Origin of the sequence: Paenibacillus sp. cl6col (assembly GCF_900102125.1) — a bacterium.
In the GTDB taxonomy this organism is placed as follows: domain Bacteria; phylum Bacillota; class Bacilli; order Paenibacillales; family Paenibacillaceae; genus Paenibacillus_B; species Paenibacillus_B suaedae.
The window spans coordinates 259,614-279,265 of sequence record NZ_FNAZ01000003.1; the positions used below are offsets into that span (position 1 = coordinate 259,614).

21 protein-coding genes are annotated in these 19,652 nt (G+C 47.6%); all 21 read right to left on the bottom strand.

What is annotated here, in order from left to right; all coding sequences use genetic code 11:
* Positions 1-20: 20 nt before the first annotated feature.
* Entirely contained in the window at positions 21-2,105 is a 2,085-nt protein-coding gene (locus BLS15_RS09140) for a chemotaxis protein CheA (RefSeq protein ID WP_028531194.1), read from the bottom strand.
* 41 nt (positions 2,106-2,146) lie between these two features.
* Positions 2,147-3,505, bottom strand: a complete 1,359-nt coding sequence (locus tag BLS15_RS09145; protein WP_090511263.1) for a protein-glutamate methylesterase/protein-glutamine glutaminase — start codon at positions 3,503-3,505, stop codon at positions 2,147-2,149.
* Positions 3,506-3,572: 67 nt separating this feature from the next.
* Positions 3,573-4,487, bottom strand: coding sequence for a MinD/ParA family protein (locus BLS15_RS09150; RefSeq protein WP_021256536.1), 915 nt, complete (start codon positions 4,485-4,487; stop codon positions 3,573-3,575).
* 4 nt (positions 4,488-4,491) lie between these two features.
* Entirely contained in the window at positions 4,492-5,877 is a 1,386-nt protein-coding gene (gene flhF, locus BLS15_RS09155; RefSeq protein ID WP_021256537.1) for a flagellar biosynthesis GTPase FlhF, read from the bottom strand.
* Entirely contained in the window at positions 5,874-7,907 is a 2,034-nt protein-coding gene (flhA, locus tag BLS15_RS09160; protein ID WP_021256538.1) for a flagellar biosynthesis protein FlhA, read from the bottom strand. Before flhA ends, flhF begins: the two co-directional genes overlap by 4 nt.
* Positions 7,908-7,939: 32 nt before the next feature.
* Positions 7,940-9,076 carry a flagellar biosynthesis protein FlhB gene (flhB, locus tag BLS15_RS09165; RefSeq protein ID WP_021256539.1) on the bottom strand — a complete coding sequence of 379 codons (1,137 nt, stop codon included), beginning with the start codon at positions 9,074-9,076 and terminating at the stop codon, positions 7,940-7,942.
* Entirely contained in the window at positions 9,076-9,864 is a 789-nt protein-coding gene (fliR, locus tag BLS15_RS09170) for a flagellar biosynthetic protein FliR (protein ID WP_021256540.1), read from the bottom strand. Before fliR ends, flhB begins: the two co-directional genes overlap by 1 nt.
* An 11-nt stretch (positions 9,865-9,875) precedes the next feature.
* A complete protein-coding gene (fliQ, locus tag BLS15_RS09175) occupies positions 9,876-10,145 on the bottom strand; it encodes a flagellar biosynthesis protein FliQ (protein WP_021256541.1) in 270 nt (89 codons plus the stop codon).
* Between the two features lie 34 nt (positions 10,146-10,179).
* A complete protein-coding gene (gene fliP, locus BLS15_RS09180; RefSeq protein ID WP_021256542.1) occupies positions 10,180-10,932 on the bottom strand; it encodes a flagellar type III secretion system pore protein FliP in 753 nt (250 codons plus the stop codon).
* 8 nt (positions 10,933-10,940) lie between these two features.
* Positions 10,941-11,480: a flagellar biosynthetic protein FliO gene (locus BLS15_RS09185; RefSeq protein WP_021256543.1), complete on the bottom strand. Its 540-nt coding sequence runs from the start codon at positions 11,478-11,480 to the stop codon at positions 10,941-10,943.
* A 4-nt stretch (positions 11,481-11,484) separates the two neighbouring features.
* Positions 11,485-11,847 carry a response regulator gene (locus BLS15_RS09190; RefSeq protein ID WP_005550576.1) on the bottom strand — a complete coding sequence of 121 codons (363 nt, stop codon included), beginning with the start codon at positions 11,845-11,847 and terminating at the stop codon, positions 11,485-11,487.
* Positions 11,848-11,869: 22 nt separating this feature from the next.
* A complete protein-coding gene (gene fliY / locus BLS15_RS09195) occupies positions 11,870-13,135 on the bottom strand; it encodes a flagellar motor switch phosphatase FliY (protein WP_021256544.1) in 1,266 nt (421 codons plus the stop codon).
* A complete protein-coding gene (gene fliM, locus BLS15_RS09200) occupies positions 13,125-14,123 on the bottom strand; it encodes a flagellar motor switch protein FliM (RefSeq protein WP_021256545.1) in 999 nt (332 codons plus the stop codon). The genes fliY and fliM overlap by 11 nt, the downstream gene beginning before the upstream one ends.
* A gap of 50 nt (positions 14,124-14,173) precedes the next feature.
* A complete protein-coding gene (locus tag BLS15_RS09205) occupies positions 14,174-14,629 on the bottom strand; it encodes a flagellar basal body-associated FliL family protein (protein WP_021256546.1) in 456 nt (151 codons plus the stop codon).
* A complete protein-coding gene (locus BLS15_RS09210) occupies positions 14,626-14,850 on the bottom strand; it encodes a flagellar FlbD family protein (protein ID WP_021256547.1) in 225 nt (74 codons plus the stop codon). The genes BLS15_RS09205 and BLS15_RS09210 overlap by 4 nt, the downstream gene beginning before the upstream one ends.
* A gap of 94 nt (positions 14,851-14,944) precedes the next feature.
* Positions 14,945-15,766: a flagellar basal body rod protein FlgG gene (gene flgG / locus BLS15_RS09215; RefSeq protein ID WP_021256548.1), complete on the bottom strand. Its 822-nt coding sequence runs from the start codon at positions 15,764-15,766 to the stop codon at positions 14,945-14,947.
* A 141-nt stretch (positions 15,767-15,907) separates the two neighbouring features.
* Entirely contained in the window at positions 15,908-16,306 is a 399-nt protein-coding gene (locus tag BLS15_RS09220; RefSeq protein WP_021256549.1) for a TIGR02530 family flagellar biosynthesis protein, read from the bottom strand.
* Entirely contained in the window at positions 16,303-16,842 is a 540-nt protein-coding gene (locus tag BLS15_RS09225) for a flagellar hook capping FlgD N-terminal domain-containing protein (RefSeq protein ID WP_021256550.1), read from the bottom strand. Before BLS15_RS09225 ends, BLS15_RS09220 begins: the two co-directional genes overlap by 4 nt.
* 47 nt (positions 16,843-16,889) lie before the next feature.
* Positions 16,890-18,209, bottom strand: a complete 1,320-nt coding sequence (locus BLS15_RS09230) for a flagellar hook-length control protein FliK (protein ID WP_021256551.1) — start codon at positions 18,207-18,209, stop codon at positions 16,890-16,892.
* Positions 18,210-18,236: 27 nt separating this feature from the next.
* Positions 18,237-19,145, bottom strand: a complete 909-nt coding sequence (locus tag BLS15_RS09235) for a MotE family protein (RefSeq protein WP_065291910.1) — start codon at positions 19,143-19,145, stop codon at positions 18,237-18,239.
* A gap of 54 nt (positions 19,146-19,199) precedes the next feature.
* Entirely contained in the window at positions 19,200-19,646 is a 447-nt protein-coding gene (gene fliJ / locus BLS15_RS09240; protein WP_021256553.1) for a flagellar export protein FliJ, read from the bottom strand.
* Positions 19,647-19,652 lie beyond the last annotated feature (6 nt).

The following is a 19,652-nucleotide window of genomic DNA, read 5'->3' on the forward strand; positions in this document are numbered from 1 at the left end:
TCATAAATAGACATTGAGGATTACTTCAGCAACGCATTCGGATCAATGATCAATGCAACTTGTCCATCACCGAGAATCGTTGCTCCTGAGAAGCCTGGCGCATTTTTTAAATAGCTTCCTAATGGCTTCAAAACAATTTCGCTTTGACCGATAAAGTCATCGATAGCCAATGCTGCTATACGTTCACCTTTGCGTACGATGATGATCTCAACCTCTTCTTCCTCCATATCCGAGTAATTCGGGCAATCGAAAAGTGTGCTGAGTGATAGAAGAGGGATTACACTGTCTCGGTAATCAACCATCCGGATACCACCATGAACCCGGCGGATTTTTTCTTTTTTGACCATGCTTGTCTCCACTATAGAGCTAAGCGGAATCGCATATTTCTCACTTCCCAAACGGAAGAGCATGGCCGATAATATGGACAATGTAAGCGGGAGCTGTACGATAAACTTCGTTCCTTGTCCCAGCTTAGACTCAACAATGACGTGTCCACCTAAAGATGTAATCTTGGATCTTACTACATCCAGTCCAACACCCCTGCCAGATATATCCGAGACCTTCTCCGCCGTACTGAATCCAGATGCGAATAGCAGCATATACACCTGCTCATCACTCATTTGAGCTGCTCTCTCCGCAGTGACAACGCCATTCTTGATGGCTTTCTTCAACACCATCGCACGGTCGATTCCGTGACCATCTTCTTCAATTTCGATGAAGACATGATTGCCGCTGTGGAAAGCCCGCAAATGAACAGTCCCTGTTTCTGGCTTGCCGGCTGCGATACGATCCTCAATAGATTCAATACCGTGGTCAACTGCATTGCGCAGCAAGTGAACAAGTGGATCTCCGATCTCATCAATTACGGTGCGGTCAAGCTCTGTCTCAGCACCGGTTATAATAAAGTCTATCTTCTTATCAAGTGATTTGGCTAAGTCACGCATCATCCGCGGGAATCTGCTGAATACCGTATCAACAGGAACCATGCGCAGCTTAAGCACAATATTTTGCAAATCAGAGCTTACTCGTGACAAATGCTCCACCGTATCTGTCAAATCATGATGCTTGAGATCACCTGACAATTGCTCGAGCCGTACGCGATCAATGAGCATTTCGCTTAGTAGATTCATCAGTACATCGAGCCGTTCAATATCTACGCGAATCGTCCGGTTTCCAACTGCTTTTCCAGTTGCTGGCGTGCTGCTTGGTTTGCGTGCAGGCGCATCCGAAGCTTCGGATGCCGCTGGCTGCTCTGTCTTCACTTCTGGCTTGGCTGGCGCTGCGGTTGCTGCTGCTTCTTGTCTGCCTGCTTGTACTTCTTCGATTTGACTATTCCAATTGCGGATGTCTTCAAGCGTGAATGGCTGTACTTGTACGCTGTCCAGCTCTGAGACTTGTCCGATCTCTTGCTGCAATCGCTCGGCATCTTCACCGCTGACAAAGAATACGGTAAAGCCATTGTCGAACTTATCCTGCTCTATGTCCTGTGCAGGAGGATTCGACTTCACTACTTCACCGTACTGCCCAAGCACCTGAAATACCATATAGGCTCTAGCTGCCTTTAGTACGCAATCTTCACGCAATTGGATGTGGATGTAGTACACATGCATGCCTGCTTCCACCGATTGTTCCAAGATACTTCTCTGGAATTCATCAAGCCGCTCATTTTGCTCTTCAGCATCATCTGCGGAGCTTCCGTCTGCGGAAGAAGCTTCCTTCTTGTAATCGCCTTTGACAATCGATTGGAGAGCTGCAACAATTGCCGTCACATCTGCCTTGCCTTCTCCACCGTTAGTAATATCGGAGACCATAGCTTCCAAAGCATCCAAGCTTCGGAATAACGTATCAAAAATGAAGGAGTCCATCGCGAGCTGTTGGTTTCTTACAAGATCCAATACGTTTTCCATCTGGTGTGTTAATGAGGCCAAATCCTCAAACCCCATTGTCGCCGACATCCCTTTTAAGGTGTGGGCCGACCTGAAAATGACTTGCACGATCCCAACATCGTCTGGCTGGTTCTCCAACTCTAGCATGTGCTCGTTCAACGCTTGCAAATGGTCGTTCGCTTCGTCAATAAACATGGACAAATATTGATTCAAATCCATGCTCGAACACCTCCTTTAACGATTTGCACAACAGTATCTGATCATTTCATTGCATGTGTAATGGACTTTGCCATCTGATGTAGTGGAATGACTTGCGATACGCATCCCAACTCGATTGCCGCGCGCGGCATGCCGAAGACGACGCAGCTTTCTTCACTTTCGACAAAGGTTGAAGTTACGCCCTCGTCGGCCAACCGTTTCATCATTTTCGCACCGTCACTACCCATTCCCGTCAACAGCACGATATGCCGTTTCAGTCCCTTCAACGGCAGTAGTGATTCGAACAGGGAATCTACTGATGGACGATGTCCGTTGCGGGGCTCACCTTTGGATAAAGCAATCGAATATTTCCCCTCTGCATTGCGCACGGCCATCATATGCATGCCACCTGGTGCAATGTAAGCTACCCCAGTCTGCAGCACATCGCCATGCTGCGCTTCCCTTACTTCAATATCACTGTAATTGTTCAAACGTTCAGCTAATGATTTTGTGAAATTAGGCGGCATATGCTGAACCACCAATATCGGTGCGGGAATATGTTTAGGTAATGCTGACAACAGCTCTTTCAATGCACGCGGACCGCCCGTCGATGTCCCAATGGCAACTATTTGCTCAAATCTCGTTGAGTTGGCTGCATTCGCTGTTCCAACGAATTCTGAGCCATTCAGATGCGTGACATCTAGGCGCTCTTCGTGATTAGGATGCAATTCCTCGTTCGCATTCGGAGCAACTGGCTTCCCGGCACGAGTACGGCCAATAATCGGCGTATCCTCCATGCTGCGCTGTGTCTGCATTTCCTTCGCTGCCAATTTTGCAGCCGCTCTAGAAGTAATCGGGCTCTTCGCTCTCAGCTTATTCCCATCATCTGTACGAGACTTTAAACCGGATTGATGCGGAGGCCTTGGGACGAGCTCTTCTGTCGGTAAAGCAGCTGCGTACTCCCGCTTTAGCCGCTCCCCTTGTTCCCGCAGTCGTTCCAGCTGACGCTTTCTTTCTTGAGAAGCAATTGCAGTATGCAGCTTCTCCCGCAGCATTTCTCCAACCTTATGTATATCTTTCGTCCCACCCGCAGGGCTTGGTTTACATACGAAGTCAAAAGCTCCATATTCAAGTGCGGATAATGTCTCCGAGCGCCCTTCTTCTGTTAAACTTGACAGCATAATGACCGGGGTAGGGCAATCTGTCATTATGCTCTGAAGTGCTACGAGGCCATTCTGAATCGGCATCTCAACATCCAGCGTCACTGCATCTGGCTTCAGTTCCATCACTTTGTGTACAGCATCTACGCCATTAGAGGCAGTACCGATAATCTCAAAGGAATGATCCTGGATAATTAAATCAGATATAATCGTTCGCATGAAGGCCGAGTCGTCCACGACAAGCACTTTCTTGGTTGTCAATTTCTCATCACGCTCCCTAAGCAGCCATTTGTGAATGCTGCGTCCTCCATTTCTTCATGCCTTACATTTAGGAGGACCATCTGCCCAGCCATTTCCGCAAAAATTGCTTAACCCCTCCAGCTTGTCCAGTCTGCCCGATTCCGTGAATGTAAGCATTGGCTAGTTCACGAAGCTGCTTGGCAACTATACATTGTGGATACAAAATAGCGAATGGAATTTGCCTCTTTACGGCCTGCATCACATGGGGATCATCATATAAAATCCCCAGCGTCGGAATCGGATGATTCAAGAATCGTTCCGCTACCGTTGATAATCGCTCAGCCGTCTGGCTTCCCTCTTTCCAATCTGAAGCTCGGTTGATGACAAGACGGAACGAATGATCAGGTCTCGCAGCGGAAACGACCTTAATCAGTGCATAGGCATCCGCAATGGACGTTGGCTCAGGTGTGGTTACAACAAGCGTCTCATCCGCTGCTGAGAGAAATTGCATCGTCTCCTTACTCAGGCCCGCTCCCGTATCAAACAAGATGACATCATACTGTGATGACCATTTCTCCATTTCTTGGATGAAGTGTTCAATATGAACGGAAGGCATATCCAATAATTCTTGGAACCCGGAGCCTCCTGGGATGTAGTGCATTCCTCGAGGACCTACCTGAATAATATCCTGCAGGGAGTGCCCGTCTCGCAAGACGTGCATGAGGCTCACACCTGATGTCGCACCGAGCAGAACATCAATGTTCCCCATGCCGATATCCGCATCGAATACAAGTGTTCGATACCCCGCATCTTGGAGGGAGAGCGCGAAGTTCAACGTAAAATTGGATTTTCCCACGCCGCCCTTACCGCTCGTAACGGCAATAATACGTGCAGATCGAACTTCAGAGCTTCCCTGCGCCATCCGAGATGACACCGTGGAACCAACTCTTTCATGACGGGATTCTACCAACTGTCTTAGTCCTTCTGCTTGATCGTAGCTCATTTCGTCATGCACCTACTATTCGTCTTACCGCTTCATCCACCTGGAACGGCTCGATATCGTCCGGGACATTCTGTCCTGTAGTTATATAACTGAACGGAATCGTCGTTCGATCTGCAAGTTCAAGCACTGAACCGAATGTATCTGTCTCATCCGCCTTCGTGAATATGATCCGATCGATGCGCTGTCTTGAGAAACGCTCCAGTATAGCGATCATATCTTCCGTCTTGGAAGTTAAGCTCAATACGAGGAATGTCTCACTGTCTGGGAACGGCTTAAGCATCGTATTCAACTCATTCACATACATATCGTTGCGGAAATTGCGCCCTGCTGTATCCATAATGATCAGATCACAGCCTTGAAGCGCCCGCAATGCCCGTTCCGTGTCATTGGGCGAGGTCACAACCTCCATCGGAACGTTCAATATCGATGCATATGTTCTGAGTTGTTCAACAGCTGCAATTCGATAGGTGTCAGAAGCAATTAGACCTACCTTGCGTTGATGATGGAACATTTGATCTGCAGCCAGCTTCGCAATCGTCGTCGTCTTACCCACTCCAGTCGGCCCAACGACATACAAAATGCGGGTAGCAGGTGTCAATCCATGGACAACATGCGACTGAAGCTTCTCTTCTACGATATCTTTCACATAGCCCCTCAGCACATCAGAATCAGGCTCTTCCTCACGGTTCAACTTGCATTGCTCCCAAGCCTGCTGCACGTATCCATATGCAGCCTCTTGCGACAGTCCTTGAAGCCTGAGATGACGCTCTACCTCCTGTGCGCTCTCTGACCATGAATCATAGTTGACGCGCTCCATTACTTTACGCATCATCCGTTTCATTTCAGCCAATTCTTTCTGTAAATGCGGGTCAGTCGGATCTTGTTCAATCGATGTCATCGGCATAACGGCCCGTTCAGACCGTGCAAATGGAAGCTGCGTCCAAGGCACAGCAGTACTCTCTTCTTCTAAATCAGCAGACATCGTCTGCATGGAATTTGGAGGCTGAACCGCCCTATTAGAGATCATTGACTGCGGCATGCGACCAGCTGCATCTGCCTGCGGTTGCGCGGTTCCACGTTCCACATTTATTGCAGACTGACCATTGCTGCCGCCTCCCCCATACATGGAGCGAGCAACCGATGAAGGAACATACGATTGCATCGCCCCATTGACAGGAGGAATATTGGGTTCTGTGGAAGACTTGGCTGTAGGCTTAGCTTGTTCGTCGACCGCCGCCACTACTTCAATAGCTCGCTTACGGAACATGCCAAGAATACCGCCTGTCTTAACTTCTTTGGTACTGACAATGACCGCATCTTTTCCAAGTTCTTGCCTGATTTGACTCATGGCCTCCGGCATCGTTTCGACGAGGTATTTTTTCACCCTCATACATTCACCACTCCGACGCTTTGAATTTCAACATTTGGTTCAAGCTCATTGTAGGACAGAACCGGAACATCCTGCATCGCACGCTCCATAAGCTGCCGCAAGTACATGCGAATGTTCGGAGATGCCAGCATGATCGGCGAATGTCCGGTCTGTAGCAGCTTCTGAATCTGTTCACTCATGCGCTGATATACCTGCTGTGTCGTATTCGGATCTAGTACAAGGTAAGAACCATGCTCGTTCTGCTGCACATTGTCCGAAATTTTCTTTTCCAAGCTTGGTCCAATTGTGATCACACGCAGCGTCTCGCCTGGAGTTGAATATTGCTGTGTAATCTGGCGAGCAAGCGCTTGACGCACATATTCAGTTAATACATCCGGATCCTTCGTATATGTACCGTAATCTGCCAGTGTTTCGAATATGGTTACCAGATCGCGAATCGAGATCTTCTCTCGCAGAAGCTTCGCCAGAACTTTCTGAACATCCCCGATCGTCAATACATTTGGAATCAGTTCATCCACAAGAGCAGAATATTGTTCCTTAACCGTTTCAACAAGCGATTTCGTCTCCTGACGTCCAATAAGCTCGTGTGCATGCTTTTTAACGATTTCAGTCAGATGCGTAGCCACAACAGAAGGCGGATCTACTACCGTGTATCCTGCCAATTCGGCACGCTCCTTCATCGCATCATCCACCCATAATGCTGGTAGTCCGAATGCCGGCTCTACCGTTTCAATTCCTGATACCGATTCATCATCATAACCGGGATTCATCGCCAGATAATGATTGAGCAGAAGCTCCCCACGGGCTACCGCATTGCCCTTAATCTTGATGACATATTCATTCGGCTTCAATTGGATATTGTCTCGAATGCGGATGACAGGAACGACCAAGCCGAGCTCTAACGCGCATTGGCGTCGAATCATAATAATACGGTCGAGCAAATCCCCGCCTTGCTGTGTATCTGCAAGCGGAATGAGTCCATAACCGAACTCAAATTCAATCGGATCAACCTGCAGCAAATTGATTACACTCTCTGGACTGCGCACTTCTTCAATCTGCAGTTCTTCCTCAAGCTGCTCTTCTTCGATTTGCCGCTCATCGATGTTCTTCTGCATCCGATATCCAGCAATCCCAAGAATGACAGCAAATGGAATCGTAGATCCAATTCCAATTGGCGTAAGTAATCCGAGTAACGCGATCGTGCCTGATACGATATAGAGCAGCTTCGGATAAGCAAACATCTGCGCTCGCAAATCTTCTGCCAAGTTTCCATCAGATGCCGCCCTTGTTACGATAAGACCTGCTGCGGTCGAAATAAGAAGCGCTGGAATCTGGCTGACAAGTCCATCACCGATCGACAATATCGAATAAGTAGATGCTGCATCGCCAAATGATTTTCCATGCATCGCCATTCCGATAATGAAGCCGCCGATCAAGTTAATAAGCAGGATGATGATACTTGCAATCGCATCCCCTTTTACGAATTTACTGGCACCGTCCATGGCGCCATAGAAATCCGCTTCTCGGCTAATCTTATCGCGGCGATCACGGGCCTGCTGTTCGTTGATAAGTCCTGCATTCAAGTCTGCGTCAATTGCCATTTGCTTACCCGGCATCGCATCGAGCGTAAAGCGTGCTGATACTTCAGCGACCCGCTCAGAGCCTTTCGTAATAACAATAAACTGTACAATGACAAGAATGAGGAAGACGACAAGACCAACCGCAATATTTCCCTGGGTTATCCACTCACCGAATGTGGCAACAACGTCACCAGCTTCGCCATTCGTAAGGATTTGCTTCGTAGTGGATATGTTCAATGCGAGTCGGAACAATGTCGTAATGAGCAGCATAGCCGGGAAAATCGAGAAGTTCAACGCTTCCCTCGTATTCATGGCAATGAGCAAAATCATGAGCGCGATCGATATATTGATTACGAGTAAAATGTCAAGCAACCAGGTCGGTATAGGTAAAACCATCATGAGTACGATACCGATAATACCGACCAAGACGAATAAATCTCTCGTTTTCACGGAATGCACCCTCCATCCTTGATCAAGATTAATCAATTGCCTTTGCCTTTTACTTTGTATACGTATGCCAGTACCTCAGCCACGGCTTGGAACAAATCGGCCGGAACGGTATCGCCAATATCGGCCCTCTGATACAAAGCACGGGCGAGCGGCTTGTTTTCCATCGTTATGACGCCGTGTTCCTTGGCAATCTGTTTAATTCGGAGCGCGACGTAATCCTGTCCCTTGGCTACAATCTCCGGTGCTTCCATCGCACCACCATCATATTTCAGTGCAATTGCGAAGTGCGTCGGGTTTGTAATGACGACGTCTGCTTTCGGAACCTCCTGCATCATACGCATGAGTGCCATACGTCGCTGTCGTTCACGAATTTTACCCTTAATGAGTGGGTCACCTTCGGTCTTCTTGAATTCGTCCTTAATGTCCTGTTTTGACATCCGTAAGCTTTTCTCGTATTCATATCGTTGATACATGTAATCCAGAGCGGCAAGCACACATAACGCCACTCCAATCTTCATGCCAAGCATAAGTGTCAAATGCCCTGTAAATGACATGATGTCATTCAAAGGAACATGGGACAGCATGACGATCGTATCTCGCTCCCCCCACAATGAGGTGTAGACGATTACACCGATCGTCGTGAGCTTCATAATGGATTTTAGAAATTCAACTACAGAACGCATGGAAAAAATATTTTTGAAACCTTTTACCGGATCAATCTTCTCCAGCTTCATCTTCAGCGGCTCACCAGTAAATAAGAAGCCCACCTGCATGTAGTTGACGACGAGCGCAATAACGATTGCTGAAATAAACAACGGTGCCAGTATAACCATCAGTTTAAGAAATATGGAACTGAAGTAGTCCAGCACATTGTTCGCCGTCACATCCATTGTAAGCCGATTCTGCAGCACATCTTGGAACAGCTCGACGATCCGATCCTTCATAAAACCGCCGAGCACGAACAAGCAAGAGAACCCAGCCAAGAGAATGAACGCTCCTGAGAGATCCATACTTTTGGCAACTTGCCCTTTCTTGCGGGTTTCTTGCCTCTTTTTCGGCGTTGCTTTCTCTGTCTTCTCTTGCGAGAACAGCTGCAAATCAAGAGGATAACGCAGTACATATGCGTGGCGATTCGACTCATCTCTGTGTACATCGTGAAGCTGCTTCATCATCTCGCCCCCTGCATCATGCGTAGCAGCTGATCGAGCGCTTCGAACAGCGTAGAGAACAATTGCTGCAGTACGTAAACAAGACCTGGTACGACTAGCAGCAGCATAAGAAGACCAACAATTAGCTTAAGCGGAATCCCAACGACGAAAATATTGAATTGCGGCGCCGTTCGCGCTAGAAATCCAAGTGCTACGTCCGTTAAAAATAGAGCGACGATAAGCGGTGCAGACACTTGGAAAGCAATGATGAATGCTTCAGTGAATGACTTAACAATGAAATCTGTAATATTCCCATTTGCGATTTGAGCAAAAAAAGCATTCTCATCTAACGGCAGCCACTTAAAACTTTGCATAATTCCGTCGATAAAGTAATGGTGGCCATTCATTCCAAGAAACAATAGAACAACAAATATGTATTTAAAGTTGCCCATCACAGGCGAACTTGCCCCGGTCAACGGGTCAATGACATTGGCCATGCCGAACCCAATCTGCATATCGATGAACGAACCTGCTGTCTGCACGATAGAGAAGAACAGCTGTGCTAAATATCCGATGAGCAGGCCTATCATTATTTCCCGGACAATATAAATGATATAAGTTCCATCTGTCGGTACACTCTTACCAAGCCCAAACAATAAATAAGCGATTAAGCTGACAAAGAATGCAAGTCCGATCTTGAACCTAATCGGCACGCCTCGGGAAGAAAAGACAGGAACAGCGACAAAGAACGCCGTGATTCGACACATCGAGAGCAAAAAAACAGGGAAAGCTTGTACGAGCATTTCCATGGCTTCACTGCCTAACCGATATAATGATGCAAATTATTTAAAATATTGTGCGTAAAATCCACGAGTGTCGTTAAAATCCAGGGTCCGAACAACAGCACAACGATCATAACTGCCACAATTTTCGGTACGAACGCAAGCGTCTGCTCCTGAATTTGTGTCGTCGCTTGAAAAACGCTTATTAACAATCCGACGACCAAGGCAACTACCAACATCGGTGCGCTCACTTTAAGAACAGTGAACACAGCCTGTCCTGCCAGACCCATAATAAATTCTGCACTCATGTTCATTCCTCCCGTTCGCCATGTCTGACTCGCGTCATGTATTGAAGCTCATGAGCAGCGATTTCACTACGAGATACCAGCCATCTACGAGCACGAACAATAAAATCTTGAACGGCAGCGATATCATAACCGGAGGCAGCATCATCATCCCCATGGCCATAAGCGTACTGGCCACAACCATATCAATGACCAAGAATGGAATAAAGATCATAAATCCCATTTGGAACGCCGTCTTCAACTCACTGATCGCGAAAGCAGGCACGAGTACGGTTAACGGAATATCTTCGTATGTTTTCGGTTTATCCGTTTTGGTGTATTTCATAAATAAGAGCAAATCTTTCTCACGTGTATGTGAGAACATAAACTTCTTCATCGGAACAGATGCCTTCTCGAGCGCTTGGGTCTGGTTCAACTCACCCTTTAAATACGGCTGTAGGGCTGATTGATTCACTTCGCCAATTGTCGGGGACATCACAAACAAAGTTAGAAAGAGCGCCAGACCAATCAACACCTGATTGGGCGGCATCTGCTGCGTCCCTAGGGACGTCCGCACGAACCCAAGGACAACCACAATTCGTGTGAAGGAGGTCATCAGCACCAGAATTGCTGGAGCTATGCTCAATATCGTAATAAGCAGCAATATCGAAATTGATGATGCTCCCGGTTGTCCTCCGCCCCCGACCTTAATGTCGATGTCCGGAATAATGGGAGATGCCATAGCCCAATGAGCTGACATGCTGGATACAAACAGTGCGACGGTTACAGATAGTAACAATTTTTTGTTCATGAATCCATCTACCGATCTTCTTTATTATCTTCCTTCAATAACTGCTCCACTTGCTCGCTGCGCTTCGGCATGCGCTCAAGCTTCTCATGAAACATTTCATGGAATGAGACAGACTCCGTCTCTTCTGGCTTCGTGTTACTGTCAATAGTTCGTCCATTGCGTCCAACTCGCAGACGTTGTTTCCACTCCGACCAGGATGTTGGCCATGCCGCTGTCGGCTGCTCGCGTTCAAGCGCCGCGGTAAAGCGTGCCGCTTGGGCCGGATCGGATATTTTATCGATAAGCGTAATATCTTCCCCAATGCCCAATACATAGACGACATCGCCAACTTCTACGATTTGCATCGACTTGTTTGGTCCAAGGCCGGTGCCGCCCAACGTTCGGATACTTTGGTTCATTTGCCACATTCGGTTTTTGCGGCTTAACAGCTTGATGAACAGCACGATAAGTACGATGATGACGGCAAGTGACAACAACACGGTCAATAAGCTCGATAAATATCCATCGACACCAGATGATTGCATCAGTTGACCGCTGTCAGTTTTCATACAATTAACCTAATGTCTTCTTGATTGCTTCGATTACGCGATCCGCTTGGAACGGCTTCACGATGAAGTCCTTCGCTCCTGCTTGAATCGCATCAATAACCATTGCCTGCTGTCCCATCGCGGAACACATAATGACTTTGGCATTCGGATCGGATTTGCGAATTTCTTTAAGCGCTGTAATTCCATCCATTTCCGGCATTGTAATATCCATTGTAATCAGGTCTGGTTTATGTTCTTTGTACTTTTCGATCGCCTGTGCACCGTCCGATGCTTCCGCGACAACATCATAACCATTTTTAGTTAAAATGTCGCGAATCATCATTCGCATAAACGCTGCGTCATCTACGATCAAAATACGGTTTGCCATCGTTGAGAATCCTCCCCAAATCTTATTGTAGTTTTTGAATTCGATCCCACTGATTGATAATATCTGTGACACGCACGCCGAAGTTCTCGTCGATTACAACAACCTCGCCCTTCGCGATAAGCTTGTTGTTGACAAGAATATCGACAGGCTCGCCTGCCAGCTTGTCCAGCTCGATAATGGAGCCCTGGGAAAGCTCCAAGATGTCCTTGATCTGTTTGTGTGTCCTACCTAATTCTACTGTGACTTTGAGTGGGATGTCCAACAATAAATTTAGATTAGATTCATCCGTTTGTTGGTATGGAGCCGATTGGAAACTTGCGAATTGCACAGGCTGCACGTTCACATTCCGATTCGGTGCAGTCCCAAATGCTGCAGCGTGATCTCCACGCATATCCATACCAGGTGTATGCATTGGAGCATTTGTATAAGGTTGCTGCATAGCATGCCCTCCTCCCATTGGATCATGATAGCCCTGCATCGGCGGCATATGGGATTCCATTGCCGGTTGAACTGGTGCTGTCATTGATGCTTCATAAGCTGATTTGGCTTCAGGCTGCATTTCTGCAACCGGAGTTTCTGCAGCAGCCGCAGGTTCATCTGAAGCTGAGCCAAGCAGCAGTGAGACCATATTCCGCGCAAACGGAACTGTTAATATTTGCATGATCGTTGAATCGATCAGATCACTAATCGTCAATCGGAACGATACCTTAACGAGTACATTATCTTCAGGCAATGTATCTACGCCTGTTCCATTAGACATATCCAAGATGCCAATTCCAGGAGGAGAGATATTGACTAAGCGATTGAAGATGGTAGACATCGAAGTCGCTGAAGATCCCATCATTTGGTTCATAGCTTCTTGAACGGCACTAATATGAATTTCAGTCAAATCATGACTCGTGTTCGTGCCATCTCCGCCAAGCATCAAGTCTGCAATTACCTGAGCATCCGATGTTTTGATAACGAGTGAGTTTACACCCTCAAAGCCTTCTACATAGCGAACGTGTACGGCCACGTGCGGCTTCGGAAACTCATTCTCCAAGTTCTCACGCTGAAGCAGCGAAATACGAGGCGTTGTAATCTCTACTTTCTTGCCAAGCAGCGTGGACAGTGCTGTTGCTGCACTGCCGAATGTGATGTTGCCAATTTCGCCCAATGCATCAATTTGAATCGGGTCCAAAAACTTTTCAATGGAAGGAGTACCGGCTTCTTCGGCAGACGGTTCATCTGATGATCTCTTCAACAACGCGTCAATTTCCTCCTGTGACAAGTAGTCCTTACTCGTCATGCTCTTCCACTCCTTCATCTACAACGTGATCGATTTGTACTGAGACTCGATCCTTATACACACCAGGTGTTCCTATATATTTCTCGCGTTCGCCGACCCGAATTGACAATCCACTGTCAACCGGCTTATTCAACGCGATCACATCGCCAACCGCGAGCTGCATTAGCTCATGCACCGTAATATTGGATGTCCCCAGCTCCACCGATATCGGCAGCTTCGCCTTTGTTACGCGCTGGCGTAATTTTTCAACTTCAATCGGCTCTCTTGTCTTCTTCTCTGATACGAACCAATGGTGCACAGAGAGCTTCGGCATGATCGGCTCAATGACGACATGCGGGATACACAAGTTGATCATCCCCGTCGTATCCCCGATTTTCGTGCTCAAGGAGATGAGCGCTATCGTTTCATTCGGCGATACGATCTGCATGAACTGTGGATTCGTCTCCAATGCTTCAAGTCTTGGTTCAATATCAAGGACATTTTTCCAAGCTTCTTGCAAACTGTCGAACGCACGGCTGAATATTCGCTCCATAACCGTCGTCTCAATCTCTGTTAACGCATTGATTTTCGATGGAGCCATACCCGTACCGCCCAACATGCGATCCAGCATCGCAAAGGCTACGTTAGGATTTACTTCGAGTACCATTCGCCCCTTGAACGGCTCAGCCTCGAAAATATTCAGAATCGTCATCTTCGGAATAGACCGAATAAATTCGTCATACGGCAGCTGTTCTACCTGTACGACATTGATTTGTACAAATGTCCTGAGTTGCGCAGAAAAATATGTCGTTAAATATCTGGCAAAATTCTCATGGATGCGTGTTAAGCTGCGGATATGATCCTTAGAAAATCGAACAGCCCGCTTAAAATCATAGGAGCGAATTTTACGCTGCGTCTCCTCTTTCTTAAGCTCTTCTGCATCCATCTCACCTGAGGACAACGCCGCCAGCAAGGCGTCAATCTCGTTCTGTGACAGCACGTCAACCAATCGTTTCACCCCCTTACAGGAATCAACTACAACAGATGTAACCGCCCTTGTTAGAGGCGTTGCATAATGAAATCGGTCAAGTCGATTTGAATGACCTTGCCCTCCGGCAACTGCTTGTTAATCAATTCGAGCAGCTTGGAACATAACTGATCTTGTCCCTTCATGCCTTGCAGTTCCTCCGGCTTCATGTCTGCGAGCGTGCGTAAGATCAATGGTTTAATACGCATGTCTTTGATCTTGTCAAACTGCTCCTTGGTCTTCTTGCTGTCCAATTGAAATGCGAATCCTGTCAGTACAATATAGTCGTGATCTGCCAGGTTCGTCTTGATTTCATTCATACTGGACGTCATTTCTACAATTTCATCGGCAGACAGTCTAGGCACAGCAATGTTCCCAGTCGGGTTAGCTTGTTTCCCTGGTGTTGAGTTCGACATCATAATAACTACCAGTGCAATTAACGTGAGCGCTAGCAGCACCGTAATCATCCACGGCAGCATTCGTTTCATGGTTGTCCCTCCGATAATTCTGTCTTCTTCGTTCCGGCAATAATGCCTACAGAACGTATGTATTGTTCAATGCAACTAATGACTTCCTGCCCTTTCTCCAGCACAATAAACTTCTTGCCTGTCGTCAGGGTAATATACGTGTCGGGTGTCTCCTCTACAGACTCGATAAGAAGGGCGTTCACCCATACAGGCGATCCATTCAATCTCGTAACAGATATCATTCTATTCCTCCTTTCGAGCGCCGTCCGTCATCCCGCAGACGGGGGATTATGCCCCCACAGCCTGCGGGATTAAGGAAGCAGGATTACCTACAGCTTATCGCTTCAAGTTAACAACCTCTTGCAGCACTTCATCGGAAGTTGTGATGATGCGAGAGTTCGCTTGGAAGCCGCGTTGCGCAACGATCATTTCGGTAAATTCAGAAGTCAAATCAACGTTCGACATTTCCAGCTGTCCGGAAATGATCGCGCCTGTACCAGCTTCTGGACTGTTTGCTTCCGACAATTCATCAAGAGCGCCGCCCTCAATCGCATTCGGAGTCAATCGGTACAAGTTGCCTCCCACCTTCTCCAAGCCTTCTGGATTCGGGATCTTCGCAACACCAATTTTGACGCCTGTTGCTTCAGTCGTACCATCATCTCTCTTCGCGATAATTTCGCCATTTTGTGCAATAGTGAAGGCAACGATCTCTTCATCCAATTGAATTCCGCCACCGCCAGCGTCCAGCACTCGCAAACCATCGGAAGTTACCAATTGACGCATTGCATCGAGATGGAAATCACCAGCGCGAGTATAGAAGGTCGCACCATCATCACCCATTTTTACTGCAAAGAATCCATCTCCATCAATGCGCAAATCGAGCGGACGGTTCGTCGTCATCGCACTGCCGCCTGTATGCACATTGTCTATGGAAGCAACAACAGCACCAAGTCCGATCTGCTTAGCATTGACGCCCCCCATACCACCATCGCCTGGTGCAGTCGTTCCTGATACCGTTTGGCTCATAATATCCTTAAAGGTTACGCGTCCAGCCTTGAAGCCTGCTGTATTTACGTTCGCGATGTTATTGCCGATTACATCCAGCTTCGTCTGAAAGCCGCGCATTCCGGATACACCAGAGTACATGGATCGAATCATTCTTTTTACCTCCGACTATTCGTTATTCCGCTCACTTCTGTCGTTCCATGAGCGATGGCCTCCTTAACGGTCCAGCCATTTCATACCGTGCCCTGCCATTTACACATTTCTCAACCTCATCAATGTAACTGCCAATGAACATTAATTCATAAGGACGGCACTGTCTATTTGCGTAAAGATGTGATCCTGCTGAGAAGCTTCATCGAGAGCCGTGATTACCGTTCGAGAGTGAACATTCACAATGAACGCCTGCTTGTTAACAACAACCAGTGATTGCTTAGCTCCTTTGGATTCCGCTTGTGAAATAGCCTGCTTCATCTTTTGCATCAAATCCGGTGTCATGGACATCCCGCGCTCCTTCATCCGAAGTTGCGCATGGTGACTGAACCGTACGTCTTCCTGCTTATGCAGCTCTTGATTCAGCAGCTGCTGAAACTGGAGGGCAGCGCTTGTCTTTCCGCTTGATGTCGCCCTCGACAAAGAATTTGTCTGTACAGGACGAATTGGCGGCAAATGCCCTAGTGAGCCTTGGATATTCATGAATTGCCGTCCACGGCTTGTTCCGGCTTGCTTGTCGCATTCCCATCCACTTGTCCGCTTGAAGGCATGCGAATTTCAGAAATGTACTTCATTTCGACTTCGTCCTTGCCTACTTTGGCGTACATCTGATTGTCACGAACTAGAATGGAATCCACGATGCCCGTCTTGATTTGGGTTGTGCTTTCCTTACCGTCCGTACTTGCCGCATCTTTCTGCGCAATCCATGTAATCTCCTTGCCGATCATATTGGAGGACATTCCGAGTGTCTGCTGCATCGTGTTCATCTGCGTCGAAATGTTCATTAATTGTTCGACAGAGCTGAATTGCGCCATTTGTGCGATAAAATCACGATCTTGCATTGGCTGCATTGGATCCTGATTTTGCAATTGCGTGATCAGAATTTTAAGAAATTCATCCTTCCCGAGCTTCTTCTCTTCCACACGACCGGCCAACGCCATATTGTCCTTGTGATAGTTCGGGAAAGTCACGACCTTTTGGAAGTTATTGCTCTTTACATTGTTAACTTCTCCTGGCACTTCCGCCCCTCCCTTCTCCTTGCTTGCTGCTACCAAATGCGCATCAATTATACAGATGCTGAGAAGGTGGATTGACCATGAGCACGCAGTGCTTCCTTCACCTGCTCTTCGTCCTGCTTCAGCGCTGCTGTATCTTCAATAGCTACTGAACGCTGCTTCGATTGACGCTCCGATGATTGTTGACGATTGGCATTGGATTGCCGCTGTTCCTGAAACATCGATGAAGCCATTGACGAAGATGGCTGCTGGGCAACTTCAATCTTCTCAACTTGAATGCCCTGCGTCTGTAATGCTCCTCGAAGCATTGACATCTGCTGTTCCAGCATCTCTTTCGCTATTCCATGCTCCGTCATAAAGCGAGCTGTCAATTGTCCGTTATGTATTGTCAAGCGAATATCGACCTGCCCCAAATGCTCAGGGTACAACGATATTTTCGCTTCTGATACTGGACCCAGCTTGCTAAAGCGAAGCTGCTTCACGATGAAGCCGGACATTTCATCCGCAAATCGATCCGCATGAACAACAGGTGTAGATTTCGTTGTATTCAATCCTTCCTGTCTCATCGCCCATTGACCTGCCAGCATGACCTGCTGCGTTGGCTGAGCTTCTGTACTATCAATCGTAGTCGATTCTACAACCGCTCTTGCCGCAGCGGAAGTAGCTGCCGGACGAAGCAGTGTGTTTAATTCGGTAAGCTTCTTCATAGCACCAAGCACTTGTCCCGCCTCTTGATCATCACCACTTGTCAATGCCGCCTGATTCGCTCCACTGCCGTTAAGAAGACGCATTAGTTCTTGAGACCCATCTGCATCAGTCTCAAGCCCATCCCCCTTCGATTGAAGGGCAGCACGCAGCATATGTGCGAAGTTATCCGATTCCCCCGTGCCTTTTGGCGCATCCAAGTATGACGCTAACTGAGCCATAATATCGCGCACTGCAATGGTGATTGTCTCAGGCTGTGCAATCAGATTTTGAAATTGTACGGAATCACCTTGCTGCCCTGGCTGCTGTTCTTGCAGCCACTGATGAGCTTGCATTAGCCATTGCTGCAGCGCAGCCATAAGAGCAGGGTCTGGATCTGCTGCAAGCTGCTCATCCAGCTGCTTTAGCGGGTCATCGAACCATTGCCCAATCGCCTCAGTCAATGATTCCTCTCCTTCCGAACCCAGTGATGCCAATATTTCATTTGCTGACATCATTGAACCGAGTGTTGAGGACATCATTGCGTCTCCTTCTGCTCCGGCACCGCTCATGCACTGAGCAAGTGTAGCCCAGAAACCAGAAGCTCCTGTATCGCCTTTCGATTGAACTCCACCGAAAAACGATGCCGCATTACCAGCAGATACGTTCGTAATCGTTCCTGACATGTTTTCACCTCCTTCCGTTACATACGGTTATTGGTTCGGCAATAATTTGGCAACTAACTTAGCTGTCTTCGTCTTGTCTATGTCTGTCATGGCATTAATCAATTTCGAGCGTGTCGCATCGTCAACCGAACTCAGTACTGTCAGTGCTTTGTCCGGATTTATTTTTGCTGTTTCAAGCAGGAAGCTTGCTCCGCTCTTCGGTGTCATGCTCGAGAACGTTTTACTGAGCTGCGAACGATCCAGCCCTGTTTGCGCCTCTTTGCTGTTCTCGTTTTTCTTGAGTCTCGCTTGCAGCGCGCGAATTTCCAAATTGTCGGACGGCTTAATATCCTTCAACATCATGGATGCTTCAGCTGCCACCTTGGGATTCATCTTCTCGAGAACTTTGACCCGGTTGTCTTGTTTCATTGCATTCAGTACGAGCACAATCTCTTCCGTTGCCATATTCTCTAAGATCGGAGCTGCTTTACTCGGCATCATCTTGGCATACACGTTCGCCAAATCCTTAATTTGACGATCATATTGCTCTTGATTCGCTTGCTGCTCCTGATGATTGCTTTTCAGACTTTGAAGCTGGTGCTTCAACTCAGAAACTTCCCCCTCAAGACTTTTCCGTTTGTCGGCCAAGACTCGCAAATCCTGATCTTTAGAAGCAAGCAGCGCCTTTAATTCTGTAATTTGTTCAGATTGCGCCTTGGTTTCTTCCTTCTGTGCCTTCTTTTCTTCCTTCGCTTTATCCTTCGGAGCTTCCTCTGGAGTCACCCACTTGTTCACGATAGGAATCTCACTGGCAATCGACACGAGCTGGCTGCGCCAATTCGCATTAAAGAGTGTCAACAACACACCGATTAAAATAATCGCAAAAATGATTGGTGTCACAAAGAACAAAAAACGCTCAAAACCTGAATAATTGCTTTCTTTTTCTTCTGTCATCATCTCTGACACTGCTATCCCTCCTGCTTGTGCGGCGGGTTCGAACCGGTATCCATGTTAGCGGGCGGCCATGTGATAGCGGACCGTTGCGAGCTCGTCCATCTCACTTTGCTCCCACAATGCCATCTGCCGCTTGAACTCCTCTTCTGCTTTTTCACGGGCTTTGGTCCATACCTTTTCATCCGTCATTCGTTCTGCAAGCTCACCCTGCTTGTCCTGAACATGGATTTCTGCTGACCGTACCCGTGTCCTCGCATGTTGGATTTGCTGTTCCACATGGGAGATGTACTGCTGCCAAGCTTGAACTTCAGCTGCTGGCGCACAGCTGTCCACACTACTCTGCAACTGCTGCCTTGCTGTCTCGAATTCTCGAAGACATTCTTGCAGGCTGTTCTCTTCCGCATGCAGATGTCCAACAGCCTCTGACAGCATCCATTCCGCTTGTTTCTTCTCATTCGTCCTCAGATCCAGAACCTTCTGGAATGAATAATGAAAAGCTCGCACTGCTCA